This is a genomic window from Legionella qingyii, from assembly GCF_003990155.1.
GTDB classification, from domain to species: domain Bacteria; phylum Pseudomonadota; class Gammaproteobacteria; order Legionellales; family Legionellaceae; genus Legionella; species Legionella qingyii.
This window is the reverse complement of sequence record NZ_RZGX01000017.1, coordinates 67133-91055: the sequence shown is the minus strand read 5'-3', so window position 1 is coordinate 91055 and position 23923 is coordinate 67133. Positions and strand designations below refer to the sequence as shown.

Genomic DNA, 23923 nt, shown 5'->3' with positions numbered 1-23923 from the left:
TTATGTAATAATTCAGTCAAGTGCATGATGGTGAACCCTTATAATGTCGAAAATATATTGGATCACATATCTTCATGCACTTCAAAAAAAATTATTCTTTTTTTAAAAATAATGGTCACTTTTTGTGACCATCTCTCAGGCATAAAGCGCTGGAAATAGGCGTAATTAAATGAAATGTCAACAGACTTTAGTGGGGAAGGGGCCTGACCCCATAAGTGCAAGCTATGCTGAATAACTGTTATCGATTTTTTGGCGAACTCCAATTTTCCAAAATTTCACCTGCTGTTTGGACAATTTTGTTTAATTCCTGCTTAAAATTTTTAAAAATAGAAGAGTTAGATAAAGAAAGATCGGTGCTTTGTTTAATATCTTGTGATGTTTCTTTCTCAGCAGTCAGTGCATAATATTGATTAAGTTTGGGATAGAAATCTGTGGTAAAACGTTCAATAAATTTTGTTTTATCTGGTTCAATTAAAGCCTCAAAGTCCAAGGGGATTGGATGCTCATAGGGTATAACCGGTAAACCAATTTTTTTCATCATCGTTCTGGCAAACAATTCTGTCGTTGCAGCACTACCGCGATCACAAGGCATGGCATGAGCCAAATACCATACCATTTCACCTATTTTTTGCATGTTTTCTTTTGTTGGCTCCGGATGTTCAAGAACTGCATGAAACAGCTTATTAATTTTTTCATAAACTTTGGGAATATGTTGGGCTTCGGTGTGAAGAAAATTAAAACTCGGATCGAACCCCATCATATGTGGCAGCGGTTCTTTGGGATAGGTAATTCCTGTCAAGGGCAAATCGCCATCGGTTATGACTACCCAGTCACCTCGCCTGAAATTTCCCTTGTTAGTATCTTTCTGAATTACATATCCACCCTGTGCCTGTGGCACTTTATTGTATAACGACCGGATTCGTTCTTTAACTTCTGGAAAGAAATCTTGATACTTGCCATTTGGATAAACTGGAGTAGTTGGATTGCCCGGTTCATCATAGGATCTCATGATCCCAACTCTCTTCTTTGAGGGTTGGTTCAATTGTAGCGCAATCGCATGTCTTTGCTCGGCTAAAAACTCATATAACGATTTAACAGTCATGGGTTCAGTATTTAGCTTTTGCAGCGATTGTTCAACCGCAGCATGACAAAGCTGGGCGTAATGTTCCTGATCGCTATTCCATGCATTACTAAGACTTTTTGAGTTATTTTGAAAAACTCGCCATTCTTGCTCAGGATCAACACTGTAATCGATCAGATCTGAATCAGGAGCCGGAACAGGTTTCTTTTCCATTCTTGGACCTGTTTGTGAGTCTAATGGTAATGTCTGAGACTCTTCAGAATCAGGATTAAGAGGATCTGAATTCATAATACGGCCTATAAATTCCAGTGTTTTTATTAGTATAGGATAAAAATGATAGTTTATTAGGTCGCTTAAAATGGTAAAGAAACCTAAACATCTCTAGCTTTTCTAATTGCAGTTTCTAAAGCATCTCTTCACGGAAATTTTGAATCATTTATATTCTCCCTGCTATTTATAAATTTTGTATTGCATAATAAAATGTCCAGTGGTATAATTATTGAACAATAACTGATTGTAATTAAAACTTCAGTTATAGCGGCCTATCTTCTCCCAAAGGATTTAAGGAGGACTGGTACTACCTAGTTTTAATCACTAAACGGGTTCGTCGCTGATAAGACTTAATGAAGGAAAGTGTATTCGTTACATACTCATTAAGCCTGGCTCAGCAAACCTGGCTTTTAGTATTTCTCGCAATCACCAATTTTATTAAGTCTATTAGGTTAGATATTCTTTTATGAGGTGATTTATGTATACGAGAAAGGACTATAGGCAATTTTTTGGTGGTTATAAACGTCCAACTAAAACACCATCACGACCTTTAATACAGACACGTGGATTGAAAGAGCGATTATCAGACGAGCAAAAATTAGTGGCAGAACTTTATAAGGAAGGATACGAAGAACTAAAAGAAATTTTTGAAGCAACGAGAGAGGCAGATAGACGCCTTGATCGTATGGCGCATGAGTTCGATCAGAATAATTTAAACTACAGTACAACAAGTGTAGATTCTTCAAACTCAGGCCAGACAGTACAGAATGGTGCTTCTTATTCCAGCGGACAGACAGCGGATTCGCAAAGTACTAATTCTACTTCGCAAAGTACTAATTCTGCTGATTCGCAAAGTACTAATTCTACTGATTCGCAAAGTACTAATTCTGCTGATTCGCAAAGTACTAATTCTGCTGATTCGCAAAGTACTAATTCTGCTGATTCGCAAAGTACTAATTCTGCTGGTTCGCAGAGTACTAATTCTACTGATTCGCAGAGTACTAATTCTACTGGTTCGCAAAGTAACAACTCTACCGATTCTGACGCAACATCAACTGCTCCTAGAAGACGGCCAGCCAATCCAAGAGACAATCTCGCTATAAGCGCAGCCTGCAAATTATTATTGGACCAAATGTTTTATGATGTCCGCGAGAAAGCTGGCAGCTTTGCAGTTGCAGTAAATCTGCTCGAACCAATGTTCCGCTCCAAAGCAAATCCTTGGTTAGAACGTCTTATTGCTGCTTATGTTTTTGCTAAAAAAGAAAGAGAAGTTACACCGGAAATGTATGCAACAATATCTTGTAAATCAAAATATATACTAATTGCTTTACTGATAATTGTAGCCAATATATTCATTTACGAGAAGCTTAAAGAGTTGGAAAAATTGTTTTCTGAAGTCAACGAGCTCCAGAAGCGTTATGATCAAGCCCTTTTACAACATGGAGGAGATGTTGCAGCTGTTAATCAAATATTAACAAAATTAGAAGCCATTGCGAAACAAAAAGAATATTACGAGAAAGCGCTGCACGAGATTAGCACAGTGGTTCGTGAACTCGATGAAGGAGAAAAAAGTTATGTTCAAAAATTATTAACTAATTATATTCATAGTAACATCACTAATGAAGCGCACAGGAATTTTGAGGTTAAAGAGCATTTGAAAAATACCAGCGACAGCATCGAGTCGCCTGGATATCGGGAAATGGCCAAAATAGGTAGCGTTGATGGTGCAATATTTCATTGTGAAGACCAGGTCAAAAAACTAAGCAGTGATATAAATGGGATTAATGAAAGGCTTCAGGAAGTACAAGAAAGAACAATGAAAAAGAAGGCACTTGTCGAGGAAGTTGGTACAAACCTGGATAAAACGCAGGCCAAGTTAAAAGAAAAAACAAAATACCTGGGGGTATTTTTTAAGCAGCCATCGGAGCCAAAAGAAACCGAACAGTACAATACCCATATCCCCTCTCTTGAGTAAAGAAAAACAATCCTTTTGCAAACTGCACTAAGTGCAGTTTGTTTCTTTTCAGGTACACAATAATCTATAAAAGAAATTCATCCTGTATTGAAAAGGAATGCGCCTATCTCTATAAATTAACAACTGTAGAAAAATCTACTCCATATATCTTTGAACTGCCAGAAAAATGGGAATAGTCATAAATGAATGACAACTTTTGACAAATATTATTTTAATGTACATGTCAAGGACTGAGTCTCGCGAGATTCAGCATCAATTGCAGCAATAAAATTATTACCAGTATCTTTTAGTTGTTTAATATTTTCTGGAGTTGGGTCTTTTATAACCTTATCAAGATAGTCTGCATAGGTATTCAGGTGTTTTTCTCCCTCGTAATTTCTACCTTGAGAATGGTGTTTTTTTGTTTTAAAAAATTGTAGCATTTCCTCTCCTGTTTTGATTTGCTCAAAATTTCATTTATATTATCAAAAATTGAATAAAAAATGAGGCAACATTGCCGGCCTAAGTACAAATTATACTAATTTCCTATTTATTTGGGTACATAAATTCTGATTACAGCTCCCAATCAGATAACTAATTTTATTTTGCAGTGGATCGAGAAAATAAACGACTTATTATCTCAACTAATGAATTGTTGGAAGGAGTTCGTCTTTAATTAGAGCGAAGGCATGATTTTGATTAATCATGCCTAAGAATAATATTTCTAAGAAGCGGAATAACTCACTTATTTTATTCTTTGAGATTTCACAGATAAATTTAAATGTTCTTAGAAGAACATTATGCAAATTTATAATAAGCACCAAAAAGAACAGAATTAACTTGTACACCTTTTAAATTAGGCACCGCGTTAATGTTGATAACGTTATTAGCTGGAGAATCAACGTTAAAATCAAATTGTGGATTCGTGATACCAAAAGCATGGGTATAAGCTACTGATACTCCCCAACGCTGCATATCATAAACCGCGCCTACCTTCACTTCAGGTAAAATATAGCTTTGATTTAAATTGCCGGTAAATCCACTGTTTATAACAACATTTGAACCGCTTATTGATAATGTACTTACTTTACTATTAGCGAATTTGTACCGTGCATTTTCAAAAAACGTTCCGCCTTTGAGAAACACACCAAAATGGGTAGGTTTATATAAAACCCCCAATAAAAGGTCTGCGCCATCTAAAGAAAGAGACCCGGTGCTTGAACCATTGTTTTTAGACTCATTCTTCTTACCTAAATAAGACCAACCGGTTTCTGCTGTAAAACTAAAATTATTCAAGTAGGAATAAATTAAACCACCAGCCACACGACCACCCCAAGCATCTTTATTTGAAGAAATGGCAGTAACGGTAGAATGTAAAAAATCCAAATCAAATGCAGTCCAAGAAGCTTCAGCACTGACAAAGGGTATAACCGCATGATTTACTTGCACAGGACCCATTGTTCCTGCTTGAGCAGTAGCACCTATTAAAGCGGTCATTATCCCCAAACCACAACTTACTTTTAAAAATTGATTCATATATTTATCCCTAAACTTTGAGAAAAAAAATTATTTTCCTGTATAGAAAATCACGAGGTGTAATTTTTAAATATCTTATAATTGATATGGTCTGTAAGCAAGAACATTAGTTGTGTAAGGCATTAATGATCTCATAAGTGCGGTTAGATTGTTCTTCATGGGTCTGGACGTTATTGATACTTATTGGTGTCTAAAATCTTGCTGTTCGACATTTTGTTCTAATTTCATTTGTTCTGGGGTTAAGAACACACCTTTATATACATGCCATTTGTCATCAAATTTTGAGTTAACAACTATCTGGTTATTTTCCGCATCGAAATAAACATCCATATCACCTCGGTGATCAACCGACTTAAACTCATTAATTTGAAGGGTTTTTTGATCGGCTCTAAGTGTAAAATGATTTGGGAACATTATCTGATATCCAACAATGCAAACTTGAAGGTTTTCTGGATTACCAAGATGTTCCATAATCTTTGATCTAAACTCATTCATTGTTTTTCCATCACAGCTGTCTCTAGAGTAAACATGGGAAACAAACAGCAGATCATCGGTTATAACAATTAAAGCAACACAATTGGTAATACGCTCCAAGCAATACACCACATGGTTAGCGCTCTCTAAACGAGTGAGTTCATCTTGTGTAGATCCTAAGGGTACAATTTTTTTTCCTTTCAATTCATCAGGCATTTGTTTTGTATACCAGGATTGCAAATTGGGATTAGTGAGATATAAGCAATCAGAATTATTCAAAAGATCAATGTATTGAGTAAAGTTTTTTACTTCTGTTGTTCTTTTAAGTCTGTCTGATAAGGATTCGTTTATGGACAAAATAAGGTCATAAGGCAGTTGTCCACGAGGAATTCCAAGGAATACTTGGGCAAACTTCAGTTTGCGGAGTAAAATCAATTGTTCTTCAGAATCTCGATCTCTTAACAGAGATTTATTTATGAGCTGTCTGGTGCTTATTTTCTTTTCTGTACTTATAGTATTCGATGAGACTTGATCAACCAGCTCTTCTATAGACGGATTAGGGTTGCATAAAACCAGGAACTTAGCCGAATGCGATATAAAACTATGAAACAAGGGTGATAATTTTGTTGATTTAAGATAATTGTTTTGCCAGTGTACTGATAACATAATGAGGTTTTGTTCGAGAGAATTTAATAGCTCGTGATTTAGATTATCTTCACCAGTTTCGTTCATCCGCTCTAAACAGTTTTTTAAAGATAAGCAGAGTTCTGACAATCTCTTGTCTTTAAATATTTTTTCCTGATTTGCTTGATTTATTTTGGATAAATCAGAAAGCAATCTATTTATATTCTCTTTTAAAACCATGATATTTTCTTTTGCCCTCCATATTGGAAGTATAGATGTGAGTATTGAATCAATCCATTTTTCCATAATGCATTATGGAGTGACGCAGATTACAAAGAATTCAATATTCAAAAAGGTTTGATTCAATGCGATCCGCTTGTCTAATGAGTGGGGTTACACTCGAAAAAATACTCTTCTTTCGCCCACAATTTGGTTCTATGCAAGATGAAGAAATATGGTCGTGTACAAACACACCCTAATAATTCGTAAGAAAAAAAACTGGAGGTATAAAACACTTAATAGTTAATTAATAATCATTGTGTATTATGCATATGTCGTTGGCGTGGCAATTATCTATTGCCTTAACCTTGTAGTCTTCTATGCTTAATCATGAACATTTAGTTGCTATTAATGGATTATTTATGAACCCCAAAAAAGGGAAAAGTAAAGGAGTATGTTATGGTCTCTCATGTAAATATTTAGATGCGTTATTTTGTAACGATAGAGCTACTCTCTATAGCCGGTTCGAACTAATTGAACGATACCAAGAAAACCCAGATGAGTTATTACAAAATATTCAAATGGCATATGATAAAATTAAACAATCAATCAAAGATAATCCAGTTCTAACCCATGAAGAATTTGCATGCCTTGAAATTCGTCCTTTTTTTGAAAGCATTATCTTACAGCTTCACCCTGATTTTTATCCTGAAATTTATGATCAACATGTAATGCAAAACTACGCTGCAAACCATAAAGTTTCGGCCCCCAAACAATTAGAGAATGCAGCCCCCAAACTTTTGCATCGCTCTTATCATGCTAAAAATAAAGATGAACTTACTATTTATTTTGAAGAATTAAAATCGCTACTCCAATCATGTGAACAAGTGGTTGGCTTTATTCTAGAATCTGATGAACATGCGATTGCTTTAAGCTACAATCAAGAACATGACGTATGGGAATTATTAAATGCGGATAATTTGATTAGGTCTGAAATTACTGGATTTTATCACCAAGAACTAAATAGTATTGAGTTAGCTGAGGCGTTGTATCAAGCATTTAACCCTCAGATCGAAATTGATGAGGAAGAGAAAGCGGAGTACAAGCCCTCTGAATTCACTGTTTTTAGTATGAGCTGTTTTGGTTTAGAGTTTGACCCAACGCTGACATACCGACTTAACTCTACTTGCCCTCTCCCTATTGATAAAAAGATCTTACATAGAGCAAATGAAGATCATGTATCGATTTTTTTTCTTGCTGCCCAATCTGGTGATATTGAAGCAATGAAGGTACTGCTTCCAAAAATAAACGATATTGATGAGGAGCGATATGATGGTGAAACTCCATTATCGATCGCGGTACAGGAAGGCCATATTGAAGCGGTAAAATTTTTAATTAGTAACGGCGCAGATATAAATCATTGTAATGAGAGGGGTGAATCCATACTCCATTGTGCAGCAGTGATGGGCCATTCTGAGCTTATAGAATATTTAATTTCATTAGATTTAGATCTTGAAGAAGAAGACTTTAATTTTAATACCCCATTAATAAGCGCGATTTTCAACAATAAAGAAAAGTCTGTTTTAAGTTTATTAAAAAATGGAGCTGATGTTAATGTTCTTGATAAGGATCAATTCTCACCCCTATTCATTGCTGCATTTATCGGCAACCCTGAGATAGTAGTTGCATTAATTAATACTGGTGCAAATGTAAACTATCAAATAGACGATGGTACCACCGCATTGGATATAGCATTATCTAGGAATAACGTAGAGGCTGCAGAAGTCATACGCTTGTTTAAATCTACTAATGTGCAACACGATACGCAGAATTCTATTTCACAAAAAGCGTACAAGGATAGGTTGTTAAACGTTGTTGCTGATAATTCTTACTTAGTTGATGGGCAAGATAAACCAGTAGCTTTTTTTGATAAAATGCCTCAGAAACAATTATCTGAGATCTCTAATCAGTCTAATGTGGGGAAGCAAAATTTTATTCCCAAGTGTTAAAAAAATACTATATTTTTCAAATTGATTCGGGCTTAAATATCCTAAGAGCGCAATTTGTGGCAGTTATAAAGGCATCGCGATGTGAATCAAAATCTCCTGTTGAGCCTCCTTACACTTCTACTTATGGGGCCATATTTACGGGGTCAGGGCCTGACCCCACTGATGCTCAAATTATTTATTTGATTAATTCTTAATTATCGTACATGGACCTTGGCCGTTAGGGGACCATTTTGCAGCGACAGGATATAATTTATCACAATTATTATTTGTACAAATGAGGTTCGCAGGCCTAATGATGCAAGCACCATTTTTACCGTTATAATTAATTCCAATGGCTTGCAAATTGTTTTTGGGGTTAGCTATTTGAACTGTATAATTCGTACTGGTTGGATCGTTTACTGTCTTAGCTGATGTCCAATTATTACCTTTATCTTGAGTATTTAATGAAATATCCTGTAAGGGAAGTTTTAAATCATCTACATTAAATTGCAATGTCATTTCCCCCGAAGGTTTTGAAGGTGAAGGCGGAAGCTGATTAGGATCTAATTGAAATTGATCCATCCCTGGAAATTGCGCCGGATCACAAGTGATTTTTTTTTACTGCGATTGCATCGGCATCTAAACTCAACTGGGGAGTTCCATTAAATTCCGCGATTAAATTAGATAAACCTCCATTGGTTGTGGGTGTTTGTAATGTTTGATCCGTATATAAGCCAAAATTACCCTCATTAGGTCGCTGAATTAAACGAAAAACCATACCGCCACTCACCACCTTCGCTCCGTTATTAAACATCCAATCTACTTGAGCAAACAAACGAGGCGAGTCTATTCTGCCAAATTCTGTCAAAATGACGGGTACGTTAATACCAGCAAACCCATTGCTTTGACTATCGCCATTGCCCCCAGGTAAGACGGGTTTATATCCGATATAAGTTTTTAATAAAGAGGGGTAGGAACCCGGGTCAGAGCCTGCTCCCCAACGATAGACATTGTAGCCAATAAAATCTGCTGATGTATCTTGTGCTTCCTCTGGTAAATGGCAGGCGTAATAGTACGCTAAAGGAATGGTGACATCTGGGGTATCTCTAAGCACAATACCTACTGGAAGCTTATATTTAAGATTAGAACTCGCTTTAATATAAGCCTTCATATCTCTGATTAATGCCTTCATCGTAGGTGAGGGTCTTAAATAATTTTCATCTACTTTACTCGGTTGTAACCATACTTCATTGCCAACAGAAAACCCTAACACATTAGGATATTGGCTAAATTCATCGATTTAAGCTGTGTAGCATTTATATAATGTTGATGGATAATCACCTGTATCTCTATTCACAGTACACGTTGTTCACTTTTTATAATCAGCTAATCCTACTAAAACAGAAATATTATTAGCACTTAATAAATTCATAACTTTACGGTGGGAAGCGCAAGTGCCACCTGGGCATACTTGATAGACACGAATGCTATTAACACCGATAGTTTTTAGCGTTGGAATTAAAGTATTTTGTACATAACTTAATTGATCATCGCTGAGTGGATCAACATTTTCTTGCGGCTGAAAGGCTACACCTTTGAGCATTAAGCGTTCTTGGCCAGCTGTACAAGACTAAACACCAAGTTGTTTACCACAAATTAACATACCTGCTTGAGCTGAATTGGCTAACAATATGCTAAGCATTAGAGATGAGCACTTTACTTTCATTTATAAAAGTCCAGTTGATTATGAATTACTTTTATTATAGTAAATAATCACAAAAACATTACTTAAGTTAAACTAAATGTGCACTAATCTTTCATTTTTATTTTGTTACGGCTTGTTTTGTTTGAGTTAATATATTTTGTGACTAGCTTTTAAAAAGCACCACTATTCAGATGAGTAACAGAAGGCTTTCGCGAAAAGAATTAGAATTATTAAGATGCAAAGCGGTCGAAGCGGTATTAACACTTATCACTAAAGAGGGCATGGCCTGCCCCACTGCTTTACTTCTTAATTTCAATCGATAAGTTCATGAACATTTTTGAATCATTTATATTATAATTTAAATAATGGGGTTGCAATTTATGAGGAGATTCTAATGTGTAGTCTCAGAGATATAGTGATCTCTTTTGCAGGAGCAGAGTTCTTTCATACCATTAGCCATATTTTATTGCCATACTTTATAACATTGCCTATCGATATGAAATTCATGCAATTAACTGCAACTTTTAATTATTGGACAATAGCAATTAATGCAGTTATTACCATAGCATTATTATGGTGGGCTCATAAACTGAAGAAAAACGCCACATAGTAAAAATAGGAAAATAATTAATTCAACTTGAACGGTACCTATTTTAATTAGAGGTTGTTGACATTAATTTAATTCCGCCTAGTTTCCGCGTGGTCTTTATACAGAGCACACATAAATGTACCTTTTTTTAATGCGCCTTTACTGGATTTCGCGCATAAGGAATGGAACGTAGGCTAAAAAAGCAATTGTCAACAGACCCTAATTTATATCGAATTTATTTAATGAATTTTTTTAAAATCATTTCAAGTGGGCAAAATTGAGTAAATCCACTTTGCAACAAATTTGCACCGACAAAAGCGGTAAACCATAAAAACTTAGAACTGATGTAGACTGGGCTAGCAGGAACTCCAAGACTTAGCGAAATCAAAATGAAAAAACCTGCAACAATTCGAATAATGCGTTCAATACTCATATTTTTCTCCTAGTCATTGTCTCGTCTTATGCATTCTTTTCCACCAACTTAAATAAATTAAAGGAATTAAGAATAAGGTAAGAACAGTTGAGGCAAAAGAACCAAACATTAAGGATATGGCAAGCCCACCAAATACTGGATCCGATAACATGACGGCGGAGCCTAAAATAATTGCTAAAGCAGTCAAAATAATAGGCAAGAGACGCTCAACTCCTGATTCAATCACTGACTGTTCAATCGAATATCCTCGATGTTGATGCTCCAAAATAAAATCAATCAATAATAGGGAATTACGAACTACAATCCCTGCTAAAGCAATTACGCCAATCATGGACGTTGCTGTAAACGGTTGGTGCATGAGCCAATGGCCTGGGAATACACCAATAATCGTCAGAGGAATGGCCCCCATAATAATAAGAGGAATAAAAAAAGATTGATAAAAAGCAGTCAGTAAAATGTAAATTAATACAATAGCCACAATAAAGGCCGAGCCGAGATCACGAAATACATCAAGGGTTAAACGCATTTCTCCAAGCCATAATAATTGATTCTTGGTCAAGTTTTGTGGTTGCTCTTCATGAAAGCCTAAATTACCTATCTCGAGCGAGAATGGTGGGTTTTTAAGCATTTGTGTCGCAGAAGTGACTGCATACGCAGGACTGGAACCTAAAACTTCACCTGTCACATAAACAATAGGAGTTTGATCTTTAGTAAGAATAGGTTTTTGCTCTTTACCAAGATGTAACCTGGCAATTTGTGCCAGCGGAATTAGTTGTTGCTGGTGGTTTTTAAGATAGAGATGATTTAAGACATGAGCATCTTCCCGGGCTTCACGTGGCAATCTCAAGATAATATGTTCTGGCTCTCTGGCGTTTGACTCATGCCCATTACCTACATAAACTCCTTTGAAAAAAGATGCAACTTCTTGCGCTACTGTTTGTGGCGGTAGTCCAGCGAGCATTGCTGCGTTGTGATTGATTTCAATACGGTATTGGTTTGCATCTGACATGACGGAATTATCAATATTAATCATGCCGTAGATTCGAGGATATACCAATTGAGTGATTTTATTAGCAATTATTCTTAAGTCATTATAATTAGGACCATAAAGACCAGCTTCCATTTGTGAGCGAACAGGAGGGCCTGGAGGACTTTCAAAAAGTTTAATAGTACTTTCAGGGTATTGCTTTTTAATCGGCATAAGGCTTTGATATACCGCTTCGGCTATTTCATGAGAGCCTACGCTACGGTCATGTTTATTAAGCAAATTAATACGAATCTGACTGTACTGATTTCCTCGTAACAGACTATCTCCACGCACCATGGCGGCAAAATCCTCAGGTGCTGTTTCCCCTAAATACAGCTCATAGTCACAGACATAAGGATTTTGTTTAATTATTTGGCTCATCGCTTTTACTACAGCGGTTGTTTTTTCTAAAGTGGCATTAGGCCCAGCATCAACGGAAATTAAAAATGTATTGACGTTATCATCGGGTAGCATTTTAATTTCAACGCCGAGAGGACTTAATGGGCCATTCGCGCCCGCAGGACGAATAAATTGCCATAAAGGCTGCAATAACACGACACCCAAAAGAATCACGATACTTAGATAAAATAAATGTCGCTTTTTAGATGAGACGAGTAATCCCTTGAATAAATAAAGATAAATGCGCTGCAATAGCGTTGTATGCGCATGATGTTCTTGATTAATTTGGCTATGTGCTTTTTTTCTGAGCCAGCGATATGCCAGATAGGGCGCGACACTGTAGGCAATAAAAAGCGAGACTATCATCGCTAAAGGCGCATTAAACGGAATAGGGGCCATAAAAGGGCCCATCATTCCACCAACAAAAGCCATAGGTAGCAAAGCCAACATCACCGTAAAGGTGGCAATAATTGTTGGTTTGCCAATTTCATTGGCGGCATAAATTACTAAACGGGTAAAATTCCGTTGTACTCCTTTCATTATGTGGCGATGAATGTTTTCAATCACCACAATACTGTCATCAACTAATAAGCCCAAGGATAGAATCAGGGCAAACAAGGTAATACGATTAATCGTTTGTCCCGACAACCAGCCAATCCCAAGAACTAAACATAAAATGAGTGGGATGGAAAAAATTACGATGGATGCTTCTCGCCAACCTAAAAATAGCATGAGTAAAACAACAACACTGGCAATCGCAATACCTAAATGCTCGACCAGGGTATTGACTGCATCATTTGCTTCATCACCATAGTTACGGGTGATTGAGACCCCAATGGTCTCTGGAATCAATTTATCATGTTGCATCAGTTCAAGTTTTTTTAGGATTGCTTGAGCCACATCTACCCCATTACTTCCTTTTTGACGTGCTAACGCAATGGTTACAGCAGGTTCTAAATCAGGGTTGTTTTGCTTCACATGTGATCCATAAGAAAAATAAGAAGCAATGGATTCTTGTTCAGGACCTTCCTCAATAGCGGCAATTTCCTTTAACAGAATGGGTTTTGCACCATCAGTGCCAATGATGATGTTGGCTAAATCCTTGTTGGAAATCAATGAGCCCTCAATGCGTAAAGGGGTTTCACTGAATCGATGCTCCAGAGTACCCGCATCAAGGCTGATGTTGTTAATGGATAACGCTTGTTGGATATTGGCAATTGAAATGCCATGCTCTGCCATTTTTTGGGGATTAAGCCATACGCGAATGGCTTTGGGCGATGCGCCCATTACCCAACTTTTTCCTACCTGAGGTACTGCACGTAATTGCTCTAACACTTTATTTGCGAGTGTGCGAAGCTTGAGTGGATTTTCACCTTTGGCATGCAAGGTAACTGTTACCAATGGAACATCATACAAACTAACTGAACGGATTAAGGGCATCAACGTGCCCGGAGGCATTTTGTCCATGTTACTGTTAATCTGGTTATAAACCTTAACCAGACTACTCTCTTCATTTTCATTTACTTTAAAGCGTACCGTTACCAAAGCGCTGTCATCTATAGCCATTCCGTAGGTATGTTCCACTCCGGGGATAGAAGCCATCAGCCCTTCTAAGGGGCGAACGATTTGATTAAGTATTTCCTGGGTGTCACTGCCAGGCCTGCTCACCGAAATGGTTACCACTGGGACAATAATTTCAGGGTTATAGGTTCTTGGTGTGCGCTCTAAAGCCAGGGCACCAAATAACAAAATACTAATGATTAACAGAAGAGTAAGCTTTGACTGAATAAACGTTCTTGCCAGTTGCCCTGCTTTATTTAATTTATCCTTTGAATAAGGAATATAATTCACAATACGTCTCCCTTAGAGGTATCAGTTAATCAGGCTTTCGTGGTTGCCTTGGGAATTAATTGATTCGTTAGCATCAAAATATGTGCTTGAGTGAGTCTTAATTGATGTAAGGCTTGAAGTTCTTGCGCTTTGCTTTGAGTCAATTTCATTTGGCTTTCTAATAATGCACTTAATGGTATTAAGCCTCGGCCAAATCGTTTGCTTAATTTTTTGATGGCCTCTTCTTCTTTTTGAGCCATTTGACGGCTTAATTGCAATTCATAGTTAAATTGCATCTCATTACGTGTTAATTGTCTAAGAAGTAGTTTGAGTTGATTACGTTGTTCATCCAATTCAAATTGTGCCTTTTTCGCCTTGGCTGTAGCCGATTGAACAGCTCCTGCACGTTCTCCTGCACTAAAGAGTGTCCAATTAGCACCTAAAGCGATTGTATCTGAGGGTAATCCTGAACCGAGGGTGTAGCCATTCCAATCATGTCTTAGTTGAAGATTTACTTGTGGTTTATATAAAGATTGCGAAGCAAGAATATTTGCCTTTTCGGCTTTTATATGAGAACGAAGCGCTTTAAGCGAGGCATTTTCTTCCAGCGCCTTTGATATTAGAGAGTTTAATCCACTGTTTCTTTTCCTCAACGGAGTATGCTGACTCGGAATAAGAGAACTATTAGGATTGCCCATAAGCGTTCTGAAGTTATCCAGCTCATTTTCTGCTTGTAATCGGGCGCTTGATAACCCAAGAGAGGAGCTATTTAAATAAGCTTCAGCCATCAATACATCGCTATCTAAAGTTATTGATTGCTTTCTTAACGCTTTGGTGGTTGCTAAAAATTCTTGTGCGCGAGTAACTTGTTGTTGGGCAACATGGATTAATTGATTGGCTGTTAAAAAACCTTCATAAGACATATAAAGCTGATAGGCTAATTGGTTTTGTGCTTGTTGATTCCCATGCTGAGCGGATATCAGTAATGCGCGAGTATTTTCTTGTTGTGCTTTTATTTTTCCACCTGAATAAATGGGTAGAGTCAATTTAAACGCGGTATCTAAATTGCTGTAATAACCAGGATGATTTAACGCATTAGGTCTCGTAAATAAGGTACTTGGCCCTGTATATTGATCGGCACCAAAATCAGCAAATGATGCATTCCCTTGACTTAATTTATACCCAAATACAGACAGAGGATTATTGCTCCGCGCTCCATTGAATTCTAACCCAAGCTGAGGCCAACGCATGCTATTTGCTTGTTTCAAAGCACCATAAGCTGCTTCAATTGAAGTCTTAGAGCTCTGTATGGATGGATTATGATTTAAGGCCCGCCTTACCGCATTAGGGTAGGAAATAGGTTGTTCTGTATGTGCCCAGAGTGTGGTCGAAAGAGAGCATGCGATAACAATGAATATGATGCATTTTTTTATTATATGACAACTGAGCAACATTAAATATCCTTGGTCATTATATTAGATTTTACTAATATATTGGTTAAAATTTAATCTTTGCAATAAATTAAATACAAAGTTGATAAAATCGCTTCCACTTCAGGCTTGTTGATGTGGTAATGAACATACTTCCCTTGCTTTGTAACGGATAAAAAGCCATCTTTTTTCATTTTTGCCAGATGTTGAGATAGTGCAGACTGGGATAATCCTATCAATTCCTGAAGTTCACTAACAGTACGCTCATTTTTCAATAAATGGCATAAAATAAGAAGCCTCTTGGAGTTTGCCAAGAGTTTAAGCATTTTTGCTGCCTTAGAAGCATTATTTTTCATGACTTCAAGGCGATTATTAGTTAATGTTATCATTCCTACATTATATTAGAATAAACTAATATTTCAATAGTCCAAAATACTTGCTTAATTTACTCATAAAATATGATGGCTTTAATTTGCTAAGATCCTCTATCTCGCGTCATTAAATTCGAATATTAATAAACTGCCAAGGGTCGCTTTGGTCCGTATCTTTATTATTTGAATTGCTCCGGTCCTGTAGGGGATTCCAATTTGTATAATAACCCCCGACTTTACCAAGATAAGGGAGGGCGAGACTCAAAATATACTCATGGTCCATATCTTCAGGCTCTATAATTCCACGCTCTGGGTTTTTAATAGCCCAAATCAAACCCGATAAAACTCCAGCTGCAACTTGTAAGCTTGTAGCATTATTATGATTAACTAATTTTCTGGCTTCATGTATAGATAGATAAGAGCCATACCAATAAGCTCCATTTTTATTTCCCATTAATAACACTCCGAGTTCATCAGTGCCATCAACAATCTCTTTTAAAATAATTCGTTTTTCTTTTTGTGGTCTGTATTTTCTTTGCACGAGTTCTTTTAAAGATAAAATAGCATCAGGGCAGGGATGATAAGCATAATGAACTGTGGGTCTGTAATATACTTTATTATCTTTTTTCAAAGTTAAATATTCTGCAATAGATAAAGACTCAGCGTGAGTAATTAAAAAACCATTAATAGGGCCAGAGTTTGGGGTCCAGGTACGGACTAGAGTCTCGGCTCCTGGCTGACTAAGATATATGCCGCAATTTGAGCCAAAGTCGTGATGATTTGCATCATGCGGCCAATGACGTTCATGGCTTCCCCAGCCCAGTTCGGCAGGTCGAAGCGCTTCAGAAATTAAGGCATCGACGGACCATGTATTTATAAATTCATCTGTTTTTTTAGTTTGAGAGGAAATTTGAGTATCATGTTCAGAAATATGGATCGTTTTTATATCAAGATCATGGGCTAATTGAGCCCATTCCACAGGTTTTTGTGGTAGATTACCCTGCCACTTGTTATCGTTAGCGACATTCCATAACGCTTGTTTAAGAAAGTGAGAGACCAGCCCAGGATTAGCTCCATGGGTTAAAACTGCGGTAGGGCCCTGCTTTTTATGTTGTAATGTCGCATCTCGCAGAGCATAATTAGAAAGTAGTTGATTCGAATCGCTATACCTTTTCTCCCAAGATTCAGCGGCAGCATCCAAATACAATATTTTATTTAACTGGCAATATTTTATTAAATCAATAGTCGATACCCCTACGGATAAATTTAACAAAAAATCACCAGGTTTAAGAATAGAGGACAAAAGTTCTTGGTAATTCTGTTCTTCAACAGCAATTTTTTGGAATGAAACGTTATAATTTTTTGCTACATCTGCGCCAAGATTATGTTTTGAGAGGATGTAAATTTGCGATGGATCTAATTTAAGACATTGAAATAAGAGTGGCAATATTGCTTGGCCAATACTTCCGAATCCAAGAATCAGAATTTTATTTTTAAATGCTATTTGAGTCTCAAATTTATCCATAATTCCCCCAAATAGAAACATCTATAATTATGAAAAAAGAGGTTTCCAGAGTGTTTAACCAAATCAATTTACTTAACCATCATATTTTAAGTTTAGCTCACAAAGATAATCTAATTCTAAAATTTTAACTATTTGATGCGGCATAGTGAAATGATATGCTGATTAGGTCCACTAATTGGTGAATGTAGGTTTTTCTGATTCGGCGGTGATTTTTCCTCACAAGGAAAAATTAATTTTATAATCCGAACGGATCTACAGATTTACAGTTTAAATTTCGCCGAGTTGACTTTCCTTGTAGACTGTAAACTATTCTGCGACAGAACCAAACTCAAGTGGTAAAGGAACTTATCGCGCTCAATAAAAAGGGACTCAATAAATGAAAAATTATGAAATGTATATTGATGGAAAATTTACTTTAGCCATAAGCGGGAACACTCGCGACATTATTGATCCCGGTAATGGCCAATTGCTTGCAAAAGTTCCAGAAAGTGCCAAAGAAGATGTTTTGCTCGCCATCAAGGCTGCACGTAAGGCTTTCGATGAAGGTGGTTGGAGAAAAACATCAGCGCTTGATCGAAGTAAACTATTGTTCAAGGTTGCTGATTTGATTCGTGCTAATGCAAAAATGTTAGCGGAGCTTGAAACACGAAATTGTGGAAAACCTTTGTTAGAGGCAGAATATGATGTGATCGATGCAGCCAATTGCTTTGAATTTTATGCTGGGCTCACTACTAAAATTCATGGCGAAACCATGTCGGTTCCAGCAAACTCTTTTAGTTATGTTATACGGGAGCCTATAGGGGTATGCGGACAAATTATTCCCTGGAATTTCCCACTCGTTATGGCTGCCTGGAAGATTGCTCCAGCACTTGCAGCAGGAAATACCATAATATTAAAACCTTCAGAATTGACACCGATAACTGCACTTGAGTTATTCAAACTTATTGATCAATGCGGATTTCCAGCTGGTGTAGTGAATCTTGTTACTGGCCCCGGCGTGGAAGTGGGTGAAGAATTAGCAATGAATCCAATGGTGGATAAAGTTGCATTCACAGGTGGGACAGTTACTGGCAAAAAAATAATGCAGGCCGCTACAGGAAATTTGAAGAAAATATCCTTGGAGCTGGGTGGAAAAAATCCAAATATTGTATTTGCAGACTGTGATCTTGAGATGGCAATTGATGGTGCTCTTTTCGGCGCTTTTGCCAATCAAGGTGAAGTTTGTTCCTCTGGATCTCGTTTAATCGTTGAGCGTTCTATTCACAAGAAAATGGTGGAAGGGATGTTGAAAAAAATTCCAAATATCAAGCTTGGCCATGGTTTAGATTGTGGTGTCAAAATGGGCTCACTGGTTTCAGGTGCTCACCGTGAAAAAGTAGAACAGTACATCAAGATAGGGATTGATGAAGGTGCAAAATTGATTTGTGGCGGGAAGCGTCCTACAGGTGACGTTTTTGAAAAAGGAAATTTTTTTGAGCCAACTATTTTTGATGAGGTGAAGCCTACAATGCGTATCGCTCGAGAAGAAATTTTTGGTCCGGTACTCGCAGTCATCCCTTTTGATACGGAAGAAGAAGCAATTCAAATTGCAAACGATACCGATTATGGTTTGGCAGCAGCTGTGTGGACTAAGGATCTTACTCGTGCTCATCGCGTGACCTCTCAAATTCGTGCCGGAATTCTTTGGGTAAACCACTACCATCCAACTCATAATGAAATGCCTTGGGGCGGATACAAACAAAGTGGATCAGGACGTGAGTTAGGTTTGTATGGAATCGAAAGCTATCTTGAAATCAAGCAGGTGAATATTAATCTAGATGATGAACCAATTGGGTGGTATTAATGAATCAAATTAATATTAAAACACAAATACCGGGACCAAAATCACAAAAATTAATGGAGCAGCGTTATAAACATGTTGCGCGAGGTCCATTTCACGCTACTCCCATCTTTGTGGAACGAGCAAAAGGTTCATTTGTAGAGGATGTAGATGGAAATGTATTCTTGGATTTCTCATCTGGAATTGGTGTGGTGAATACAGGGCACTGTCCCGATACGCTGGTCAATGCAGTCAAGGCACAGGTTGATAAATTCATGCACACGAGTTTTAATATTCTTCCTTATGAAGGCTATATCAAGGTGTGTGAAAAATTAAATTATCACACTCCCGGTTGTTTCGAAAAAAAATCAATCCTATTGAATTCGGGAGCTGAGGCTGTAGAAAATGCGATTAAAGTTGCTCGTGCCTATACTGGAAAGCAAGCCGTGATTTGTTTTGATCATGCTTACCATGGTCGTACTTACATGGCTATGGCACTTACCGCAAAGAATAAACCCTATAAGCATGGATTTGGTCCATTTCTTTCAGAGGTTTATCGTGCTCCCATTCCATATGAGTATCGTTGGCAGGGAAAAAATTGTGTCGAAGAATGTTTCAACGATTTTTCTGAACTCGTTAATTTGCGTGTGGGTGTTGAAAATACCGCTGCAGTGATTTTAGAACCCGTGTTAGGGGAAGGGGGATTCATACAATTCCCAGTTCCATTTTTACAAAAGCTTCGCGAGTTTTGTTCTGCAAACAAAATTGTTTTCATCGCCGATGAAATTCAATCAGGTTTTGGTCGTACAGGAAATCTATTTGCAATGAAAACAATGGGCGTGGAGCCTGATCTTACGCTGACAGCAAAGGGGTTGGGTGGTGGAACAGTGATTGCTGGTGTAACAGGAAAAGCTGAAATGATGGATGCTGCAATGGTGGGTGGGTTGGGTGGAACCTTTGGCGGAAATCCACTGAGTTGTGCAGCAGCTCTTGAAGTATTCAAAATCTTTGAAGAGGAAGGGCTTTTGCGTCATGTTGCGAGTCTTTCAAAAGTACTTCATTCCAGGCTTTCTGGATTTAAAGAAAAATATAAAATAGTAGGTGATGTTCGTGGTTTAGGTGTTATGCAGGCGCTCGAACTGGTGGAAGATAAGAGTACGAAGGTACCAAATAAAGAAATGGCGGACAGATTAACAAGATTTTGTTTAGAGCGTGGACTGGTAATTCTTAGCTGCGGAGGATATGGAAATGTAATTCGCCTCCTTATGCCTCTTTCGACAGAGATAAAAGATTTGGAAATTGGACTTTCTATCATTGAGGAAGGACTCAAAACCTTATAAAAAGAAGTGCAATATAAGTGGCGTGAGCAAGTGTGCCTAAATGCGTTAAAAGTCAAAAATCGCTAAAATGTTCTATATTTAACCATGATGGTTAAACTTCAAGGAGGAATAGAAATGCATAAAAAGAACATTTGGTCGATAGTATTAACACTTTTAATTTCTTCATGCTTCATTTTTACAGAAGCTCAGGCTGCATCGGTAAATGTTGACCACCTGTCACAATGTATGGCAGCTTGTAAAGGAAATAAAGGCTGTGTTGATAATTGCGTTTCGAAGGATACTACGCGAGGGTTGAGTAAAGATATTCTTCAATGCCTTGCTGGTTGTGGTCTAGGAGTCACCTCGACAGCGAGTGATGCAACCCTAAAAGAGCAAATCAAAGCCTGCTGTCAAGGTTGTCTCAATGCGATGCATTAACGCAGCAATGAATAAAAAATTAAAATTTAGCCTAAATTTTAAATTGACACGAAAAAATAGTGAAGGAGCATGTTATGGATAAGTCATGGAATAAAATTTGTACCATCTTGCTGGGAGCAGTAATTACTATTGGCTTTAGTAATTTGGCAGTTGCTGATGATGCATGCAAAGCAAAATGCGAAGTCAACTCTAAAAGTTGTACCAAAGGATGCGATGGGAATACCGATTGCATATTAAACTGCTCTGATACACGAGATAGTTGTGTTCAAGGCTGTGGTGATTAGCAAGAAACGCTCTATTTAGCATGAGTTTTACACAATATAGAAAAGGAATAGTGACCTGAGAAAGCAGCTTTTTTATTCTTATTGCTATTCCTTTTAACCTTTCTTAGTTAATAATCCATGACTCAAACATCCCCTTGGCGGTAGAGAGATCTTTTTCATATTGTTTTATTGGTGAAGCATAGCTCCAGGTATAAAAAGCTAATCCATCATCCCTTAAGAAGATTATATACATTTGCTTAAATTCTTTATTTTTATATTTGTAAGTAAAAACCAAGAATTCTCCATGAAATCTCTTAGGATTTTGGGGCAGATTTATCTCTCCTTGTTGTAATAACTTAGGGTCTTTGGTATTCGCAAAAATCTGAGATTTTAAATCATCTTTTAATTCTTGAATGGTTGAGTATGTTCCTTTATTTTTTTTGGTCAACAGCGTCTGGATGGTAATTGTTGTGTTGTAAGAATCAGTGCCTTTTTTACCTTTAAAGTGAACAGTTCCTTTTCCTGGTTTAATATATTCCCAGTTACTAGGATATTTTAGGGAGTATCTACTGTTTTTATTATCGAAATTCACCCATGTAAATTCCTCAGATGTCGATAAGTTTGGTGGAGTGAATTTTTTATGATCTATATCTATTCCTGCCCCAGTATAACTTACCTTAATATTTAAAATCTTCCATGCTCCATCTTCCCATATTAAGCGATATTCAATTGGTGTCTTTGCGCCATCTTTTGCCGTCAGGGTTCCTTTAACAAATCCTATATTATTTTCAATGATTCGTTCATTAAAAAATGCGCTCTCATTATTCGTTAATGAAGGATACTGATTTATAAATTTTTTAAAATCAGAAAGAGAGGTCGCTTTTTGGAAGTCTTTTGAAGTATAGGAGTATGCTTTTTCAACATTACCAGATTTTAATGCACTAAGCTGATGATCAATGGAGTAAATCAAGCCACTTGTAAGAAACAATACAATCGCAAATACCGTACCAACAAAGAGTAAAAACCAGGCGCCAATAATCCCAATTATCATCATTGCTTTTTTTAATGGAGATGGATTTTTTGTTAGTTGAATCAAGTTGCCATTTTTATCTTCAAATTTGTTAGTAACTAAAAGAAGTAAATCGATTAAATACCATATGCCAAGTCCTCCTACTGTAAGGAGCATTAATAAGCCGGTAGTTATTTTTCCTACATAAATTCGATGAATCCCTAAAACTCCTAAAAATAAACCTAAAATGAGTACAAGAATGGGGGATTTCTGAGAACTTTCTTTGCCGGTGTATGGCTTTTGTGTCTGAGAGAAAGAAGAATCTGCTTCTATAGATGCGCCGCATTTACTACAAAACTGGGCATCTTGTGTTAGGTTATTTCCACAATGCTTACAAAATTTAGATGCATCCATGCTTACTCTCCAATGTAATATCGAGCCAGTTCGAATAGACTCTAAATTCTATAGGCTAGATCTTGATATCTTACTTTTATATATAGATTAAATTTTAATAAACTCAATAAATCTTATCTAAAATAGGAGATTTCCTACAAAAGGTTTCAATATATTGCTTCGAGGAGATAACCATGCAAGAAAATATATTCAATTGCTTCAATGATCGGCTAAGGGAACTCAAGCTGCATCTCACTGCCTACATCCCGCGAGATGAATTGCAACAGCCCCTAGCTGATTTTATTACAAAAAAAATTAATAAAGATTTTTTATTAACGCTTCTTTTCTATTGTCTGTAAACGAATTCCGTTCTCTTCAATATCAATCAAACCGCGTTTATAAAGTTGTCCCAATGCACTTTTAAAATTTTTTTTACTCTCGGCAAATGCCTGCTGAATTTCTGCAGGAGAGCTTTTATCATGTAAAGCCAAAAAACCACCGGATTGTTCAATCTTGGATATAATGCGCTGCGCTAATTCATTAATAGTGTTTTGCCCTATTTGTCTCAAAGTAATATCAATTTTGCCATCATCACGTACCTTTTTAATGTACCCTTTCATTTTTTGGCCATAAATTAATGTTTGAAAAATATCACCTGCATGGATTAATCCCCAGTGACTGTCGTTGATAATTACTTTTCTTCCAAGCGGTGTACTCTCTGCAATAAGTAAACTAACTTCCTCACCTGGCTTAAAGTTAGCTGTTGTCTTATCCAAAAAATAATCGATTTTTGAGCTTGCAATAATGCGTCCCTGATTATCTTGCTTTAAATAAACAAGATAAGATTTACCAATTTCCATGGGCCGGTGTTGTTCTGGTTTGGGCACCAATAAATCCTTATCTAATCCCCAATCAAGAAAAGCTCCTACAGGATTTACATCAATTACTTTTAAAAATGCACAGCTGCCTAGTTTGGCAAGAGGATGCCTGGTTGTTGCTATAATTTTGTCGTCTGAATCAAAATAGACAAAAACATCCAGTACATCACCAACCAAAGCGCCTTTAGGGACCGATTTATTGGGTAATAAAATTTCCCCCCACTCTCCTCCTTGAAGATATACTCCAAAAGGAGCTTCCCGTACCATTTTCAATTTATTAAATTGCCCAATTTTTATCATGACCAAACTCGTTTTTTCATATATAAGTCAAGCTTAACACAGAATGTGT

Annotated in this window: 19 protein-coding genes and 1 pseudogene; 7 read left to right on the top strand and 13 right to left on the bottom strand. The window is 37.0% G+C overall.

All coding sequences use genetic code 11. The features are described 5' to 3' along the window. Window positions 1–238: 238 nt before the first annotated feature. A complete protein-coding gene (locus ELY20_RS12820) occupies window positions 239–1369 on the bottom strand; it encodes a type III effector AvrB4-1 (RefSeq protein WP_110142828.1) in 1131 nt (376 codons plus the stop codon). A 460-nt stretch (window positions 1370–1829) separates the two neighbouring features. Between ELY20_RS12820 and ELY20_RS12815 the strand changes: the two genes are divergently transcribed. Continuing rightward, entirely contained in the window at window positions 1830–3326 is a 1497-nt protein-coding gene (locus ELY20_RS12815) for a hypothetical protein (RefSeq protein ID WP_126955586.1), read from the top strand. Between the two features lie 206 nt (window positions 3327–3532). Here the strand turns inward: ELY20_RS12815 and ELY20_RS12810 are convergent, their stop codons facing one another. The 3 genes from ELY20_RS12810 to ELY20_RS12800 all read right to left on the bottom strand — a co-directional run bounded on the left by ELY20_RS12810 (window position 3533) and on the right by ELY20_RS12800 (window position 6179). Then, window positions 3533–3748 (bottom strand): hypothetical protein, encoded by a 216-nt coding sequence (locus ELY20_RS12810; RefSeq protein ID WP_110142830.1) that lies wholly within the window; start codon window positions 3746–3748, stop codon window positions 3533–3535. A 355-nt stretch (window positions 3749–4103) separates the two neighbouring features. Further along, window positions 4104–4841, bottom strand: a complete 738-nt coding sequence (locus tag ELY20_RS12805; protein ID WP_110142831.1) for a hypothetical protein — start codon at window positions 4839–4841, stop codon at window positions 4104–4106. Between the two features lie 180 nt (window positions 4842–5021). Continuing rightward, window positions 5022–6179: a hypothetical protein gene (locus ELY20_RS12800; RefSeq protein WP_110142832.1), complete on the bottom strand. Its 1158-nt coding sequence runs from the start codon at window positions 6177–6179 to the stop codon at window positions 5022–5024. Between the two features lie 401 nt (window positions 6180–6580). Here ELY20_RS12800 and ELY20_RS12795 point away from each other — a divergent pair, with 401 nt between their 5' ends. Further along, window positions 6581–8167 carry an ankyrin repeat domain-containing protein gene (locus ELY20_RS12795; protein ID WP_158618884.1) on the top strand — a complete coding sequence of 529 codons (1587 nt, stop codon included), beginning with the start codon at window positions 6581–6583 and terminating at the stop codon, window positions 8165–8167. A gap of 183 nt (window positions 8168–8350) precedes the next feature. Here ELY20_RS12795 and ELY20_RS12790 read toward each other — a convergent pair whose 3' ends face one another. Together ELY20_RS12790 and ELY20_RS12785 are read right to left on the bottom strand one after the other, a co-directional pair. Then, a complete protein-coding gene (locus ELY20_RS12790) occupies window positions 8351–8728 on the bottom strand; it encodes a hypothetical protein (RefSeq protein ID WP_110142835.1) in 378 nt (125 codons plus the stop codon). A 19-nt stretch (window positions 8729–8747) separates the two neighbouring features. Further along, a pseudogene (locus ELY20_RS12785) lies at window positions 8748–9752 on the bottom strand (hypothetical protein); the annotation flags it as partial. 493 nt (window positions 9753–10245) lie between these two features. Between ELY20_RS12785 and ELY20_RS12775 the strand changes: the two are divergent. Next, the gene (locus ELY20_RS12775) at window positions 10246–10461 is read left to right on the top strand and encodes a hypothetical protein (protein ID WP_110142838.1); all 216 of its coding nucleotides are present in this window, start codon (window positions 10246–10248) and stop codon (window positions 10459–10461) included. Between the two features lie 214 nt (window positions 10462–10675). Here the strand turns inward: ELY20_RS12775 and ELY20_RS12770 are convergent, their stop codons facing one another. The 5 genes from ELY20_RS12770 to ELY20_RS12750 form a co-directional block, all read right to left on the bottom strand. After that, the gene (locus ELY20_RS12770) at window positions 10676–10873 is read right to left on the bottom strand and encodes a YgaP family membrane protein (RefSeq protein WP_110142839.1); all 198 of its coding nucleotides are present in this window, start codon (window positions 10871–10873) and stop codon (window positions 10676–10678) included. Between the two features lie 13 nt (window positions 10874–10886). Then, complete coding sequence (locus ELY20_RS12765; protein WP_199739238.1) at window positions 10887–14150, bottom strand: efflux RND transporter permease subunit; 3264 nt, start codon at window positions 14148–14150, stop codon at window positions 10887–10889. 29 nt (window positions 14151–14179) lie between these two features. Continuing rightward, window positions 14180–15583, bottom strand: a complete 1404-nt coding sequence (locus ELY20_RS12760; protein ID WP_110142840.1) for a TolC family protein — start codon at window positions 15581–15583, stop codon at window positions 14180–14182. A gap of 50 nt (window positions 15584–15633) precedes the next feature. Beyond that, window positions 15634–15948: an ArsR/SmtB family transcription factor gene (locus ELY20_RS12755; RefSeq protein ID WP_165831605.1), complete on the bottom strand. Its 315-nt coding sequence runs from the start codon at window positions 15946–15948 to the stop codon at window positions 15634–15636. A gap of 109 nt (window positions 15949–16057) precedes the next feature. After that, window positions 16058–17455, bottom strand: coding sequence for a saccharopine dehydrogenase C-terminal domain-containing protein (locus tag ELY20_RS12750; RefSeq protein ID WP_110142841.1), 1398 nt, complete (start codon window positions 17453–17455; stop codon window positions 16058–16060). A gap of 376 nt (window positions 17456–17831) precedes the next feature. Here ELY20_RS12750 and ELY20_RS12745 point away from each other — a divergent pair, with 376 nt between their 5' ends. The 4 genes from ELY20_RS12745 (at window position 17832) to ELY20_RS12730 (ending at window position 21315) form a co-directional block, all read left to right on the top strand. Next, a complete protein-coding gene (locus ELY20_RS12745) occupies window positions 17832–19298 on the top strand; it encodes an aldehyde dehydrogenase family protein (protein WP_110142842.1) in 1467 nt (488 codons plus the stop codon). Continuing rightward, window positions 19298–20614 (top strand): 4-aminobutyrate--2-oxoglutarate transaminase, encoded by a 1317-nt coding sequence (gene gabT, locus ELY20_RS12740; protein ID WP_110142843.1) that lies wholly within the window; start codon window positions 19298–19300, stop codon window positions 20612–20614. Before ELY20_RS12745 ends, gabT begins: the two co-directional genes overlap by 1 nt. Before the next feature lie 114 nt (window positions 20615–20728). Next, window positions 20729–21031 carry a hypothetical protein gene (locus ELY20_RS12735; protein WP_110142844.1) on the top strand — a complete coding sequence of 101 codons (303 nt, stop codon included), beginning with the start codon at window positions 20729–20731 and terminating at the stop codon, window positions 21029–21031. 74 nt (window positions 21032–21105) lie between these two features. Then, on the top strand, window positions 21106–21315 hold the full coding sequence (locus tag ELY20_RS12730; RefSeq protein WP_110142845.1) for a hypothetical protein: 210 nt from the start codon (window positions 21106–21108) through the stop codon (window positions 21313–21315). A gap of 103 nt (window positions 21316–21418) precedes the next feature. Here ELY20_RS12730 and ELY20_RS12725 read toward each other — a convergent pair whose 3' ends face one another. Continuing rightward, window positions 21419–22717, bottom strand: coding sequence for a DUF4864 domain-containing protein (locus ELY20_RS12725; RefSeq protein ID WP_110142846.1), 1299 nt, complete (start codon window positions 22715–22717; stop codon window positions 21419–21421). A gap of 311 nt (window positions 22718–23028) precedes the next feature. Beyond that, window positions 23029–23874, bottom strand: a complete 846-nt coding sequence (locus ELY20_RS12720) for a CvfB family protein (RefSeq protein WP_110142847.1) — start codon at window positions 23872–23874, stop codon at window positions 23029–23031. Between the last annotated feature and the right edge of the window lie 49 nt (window positions 23875–23923).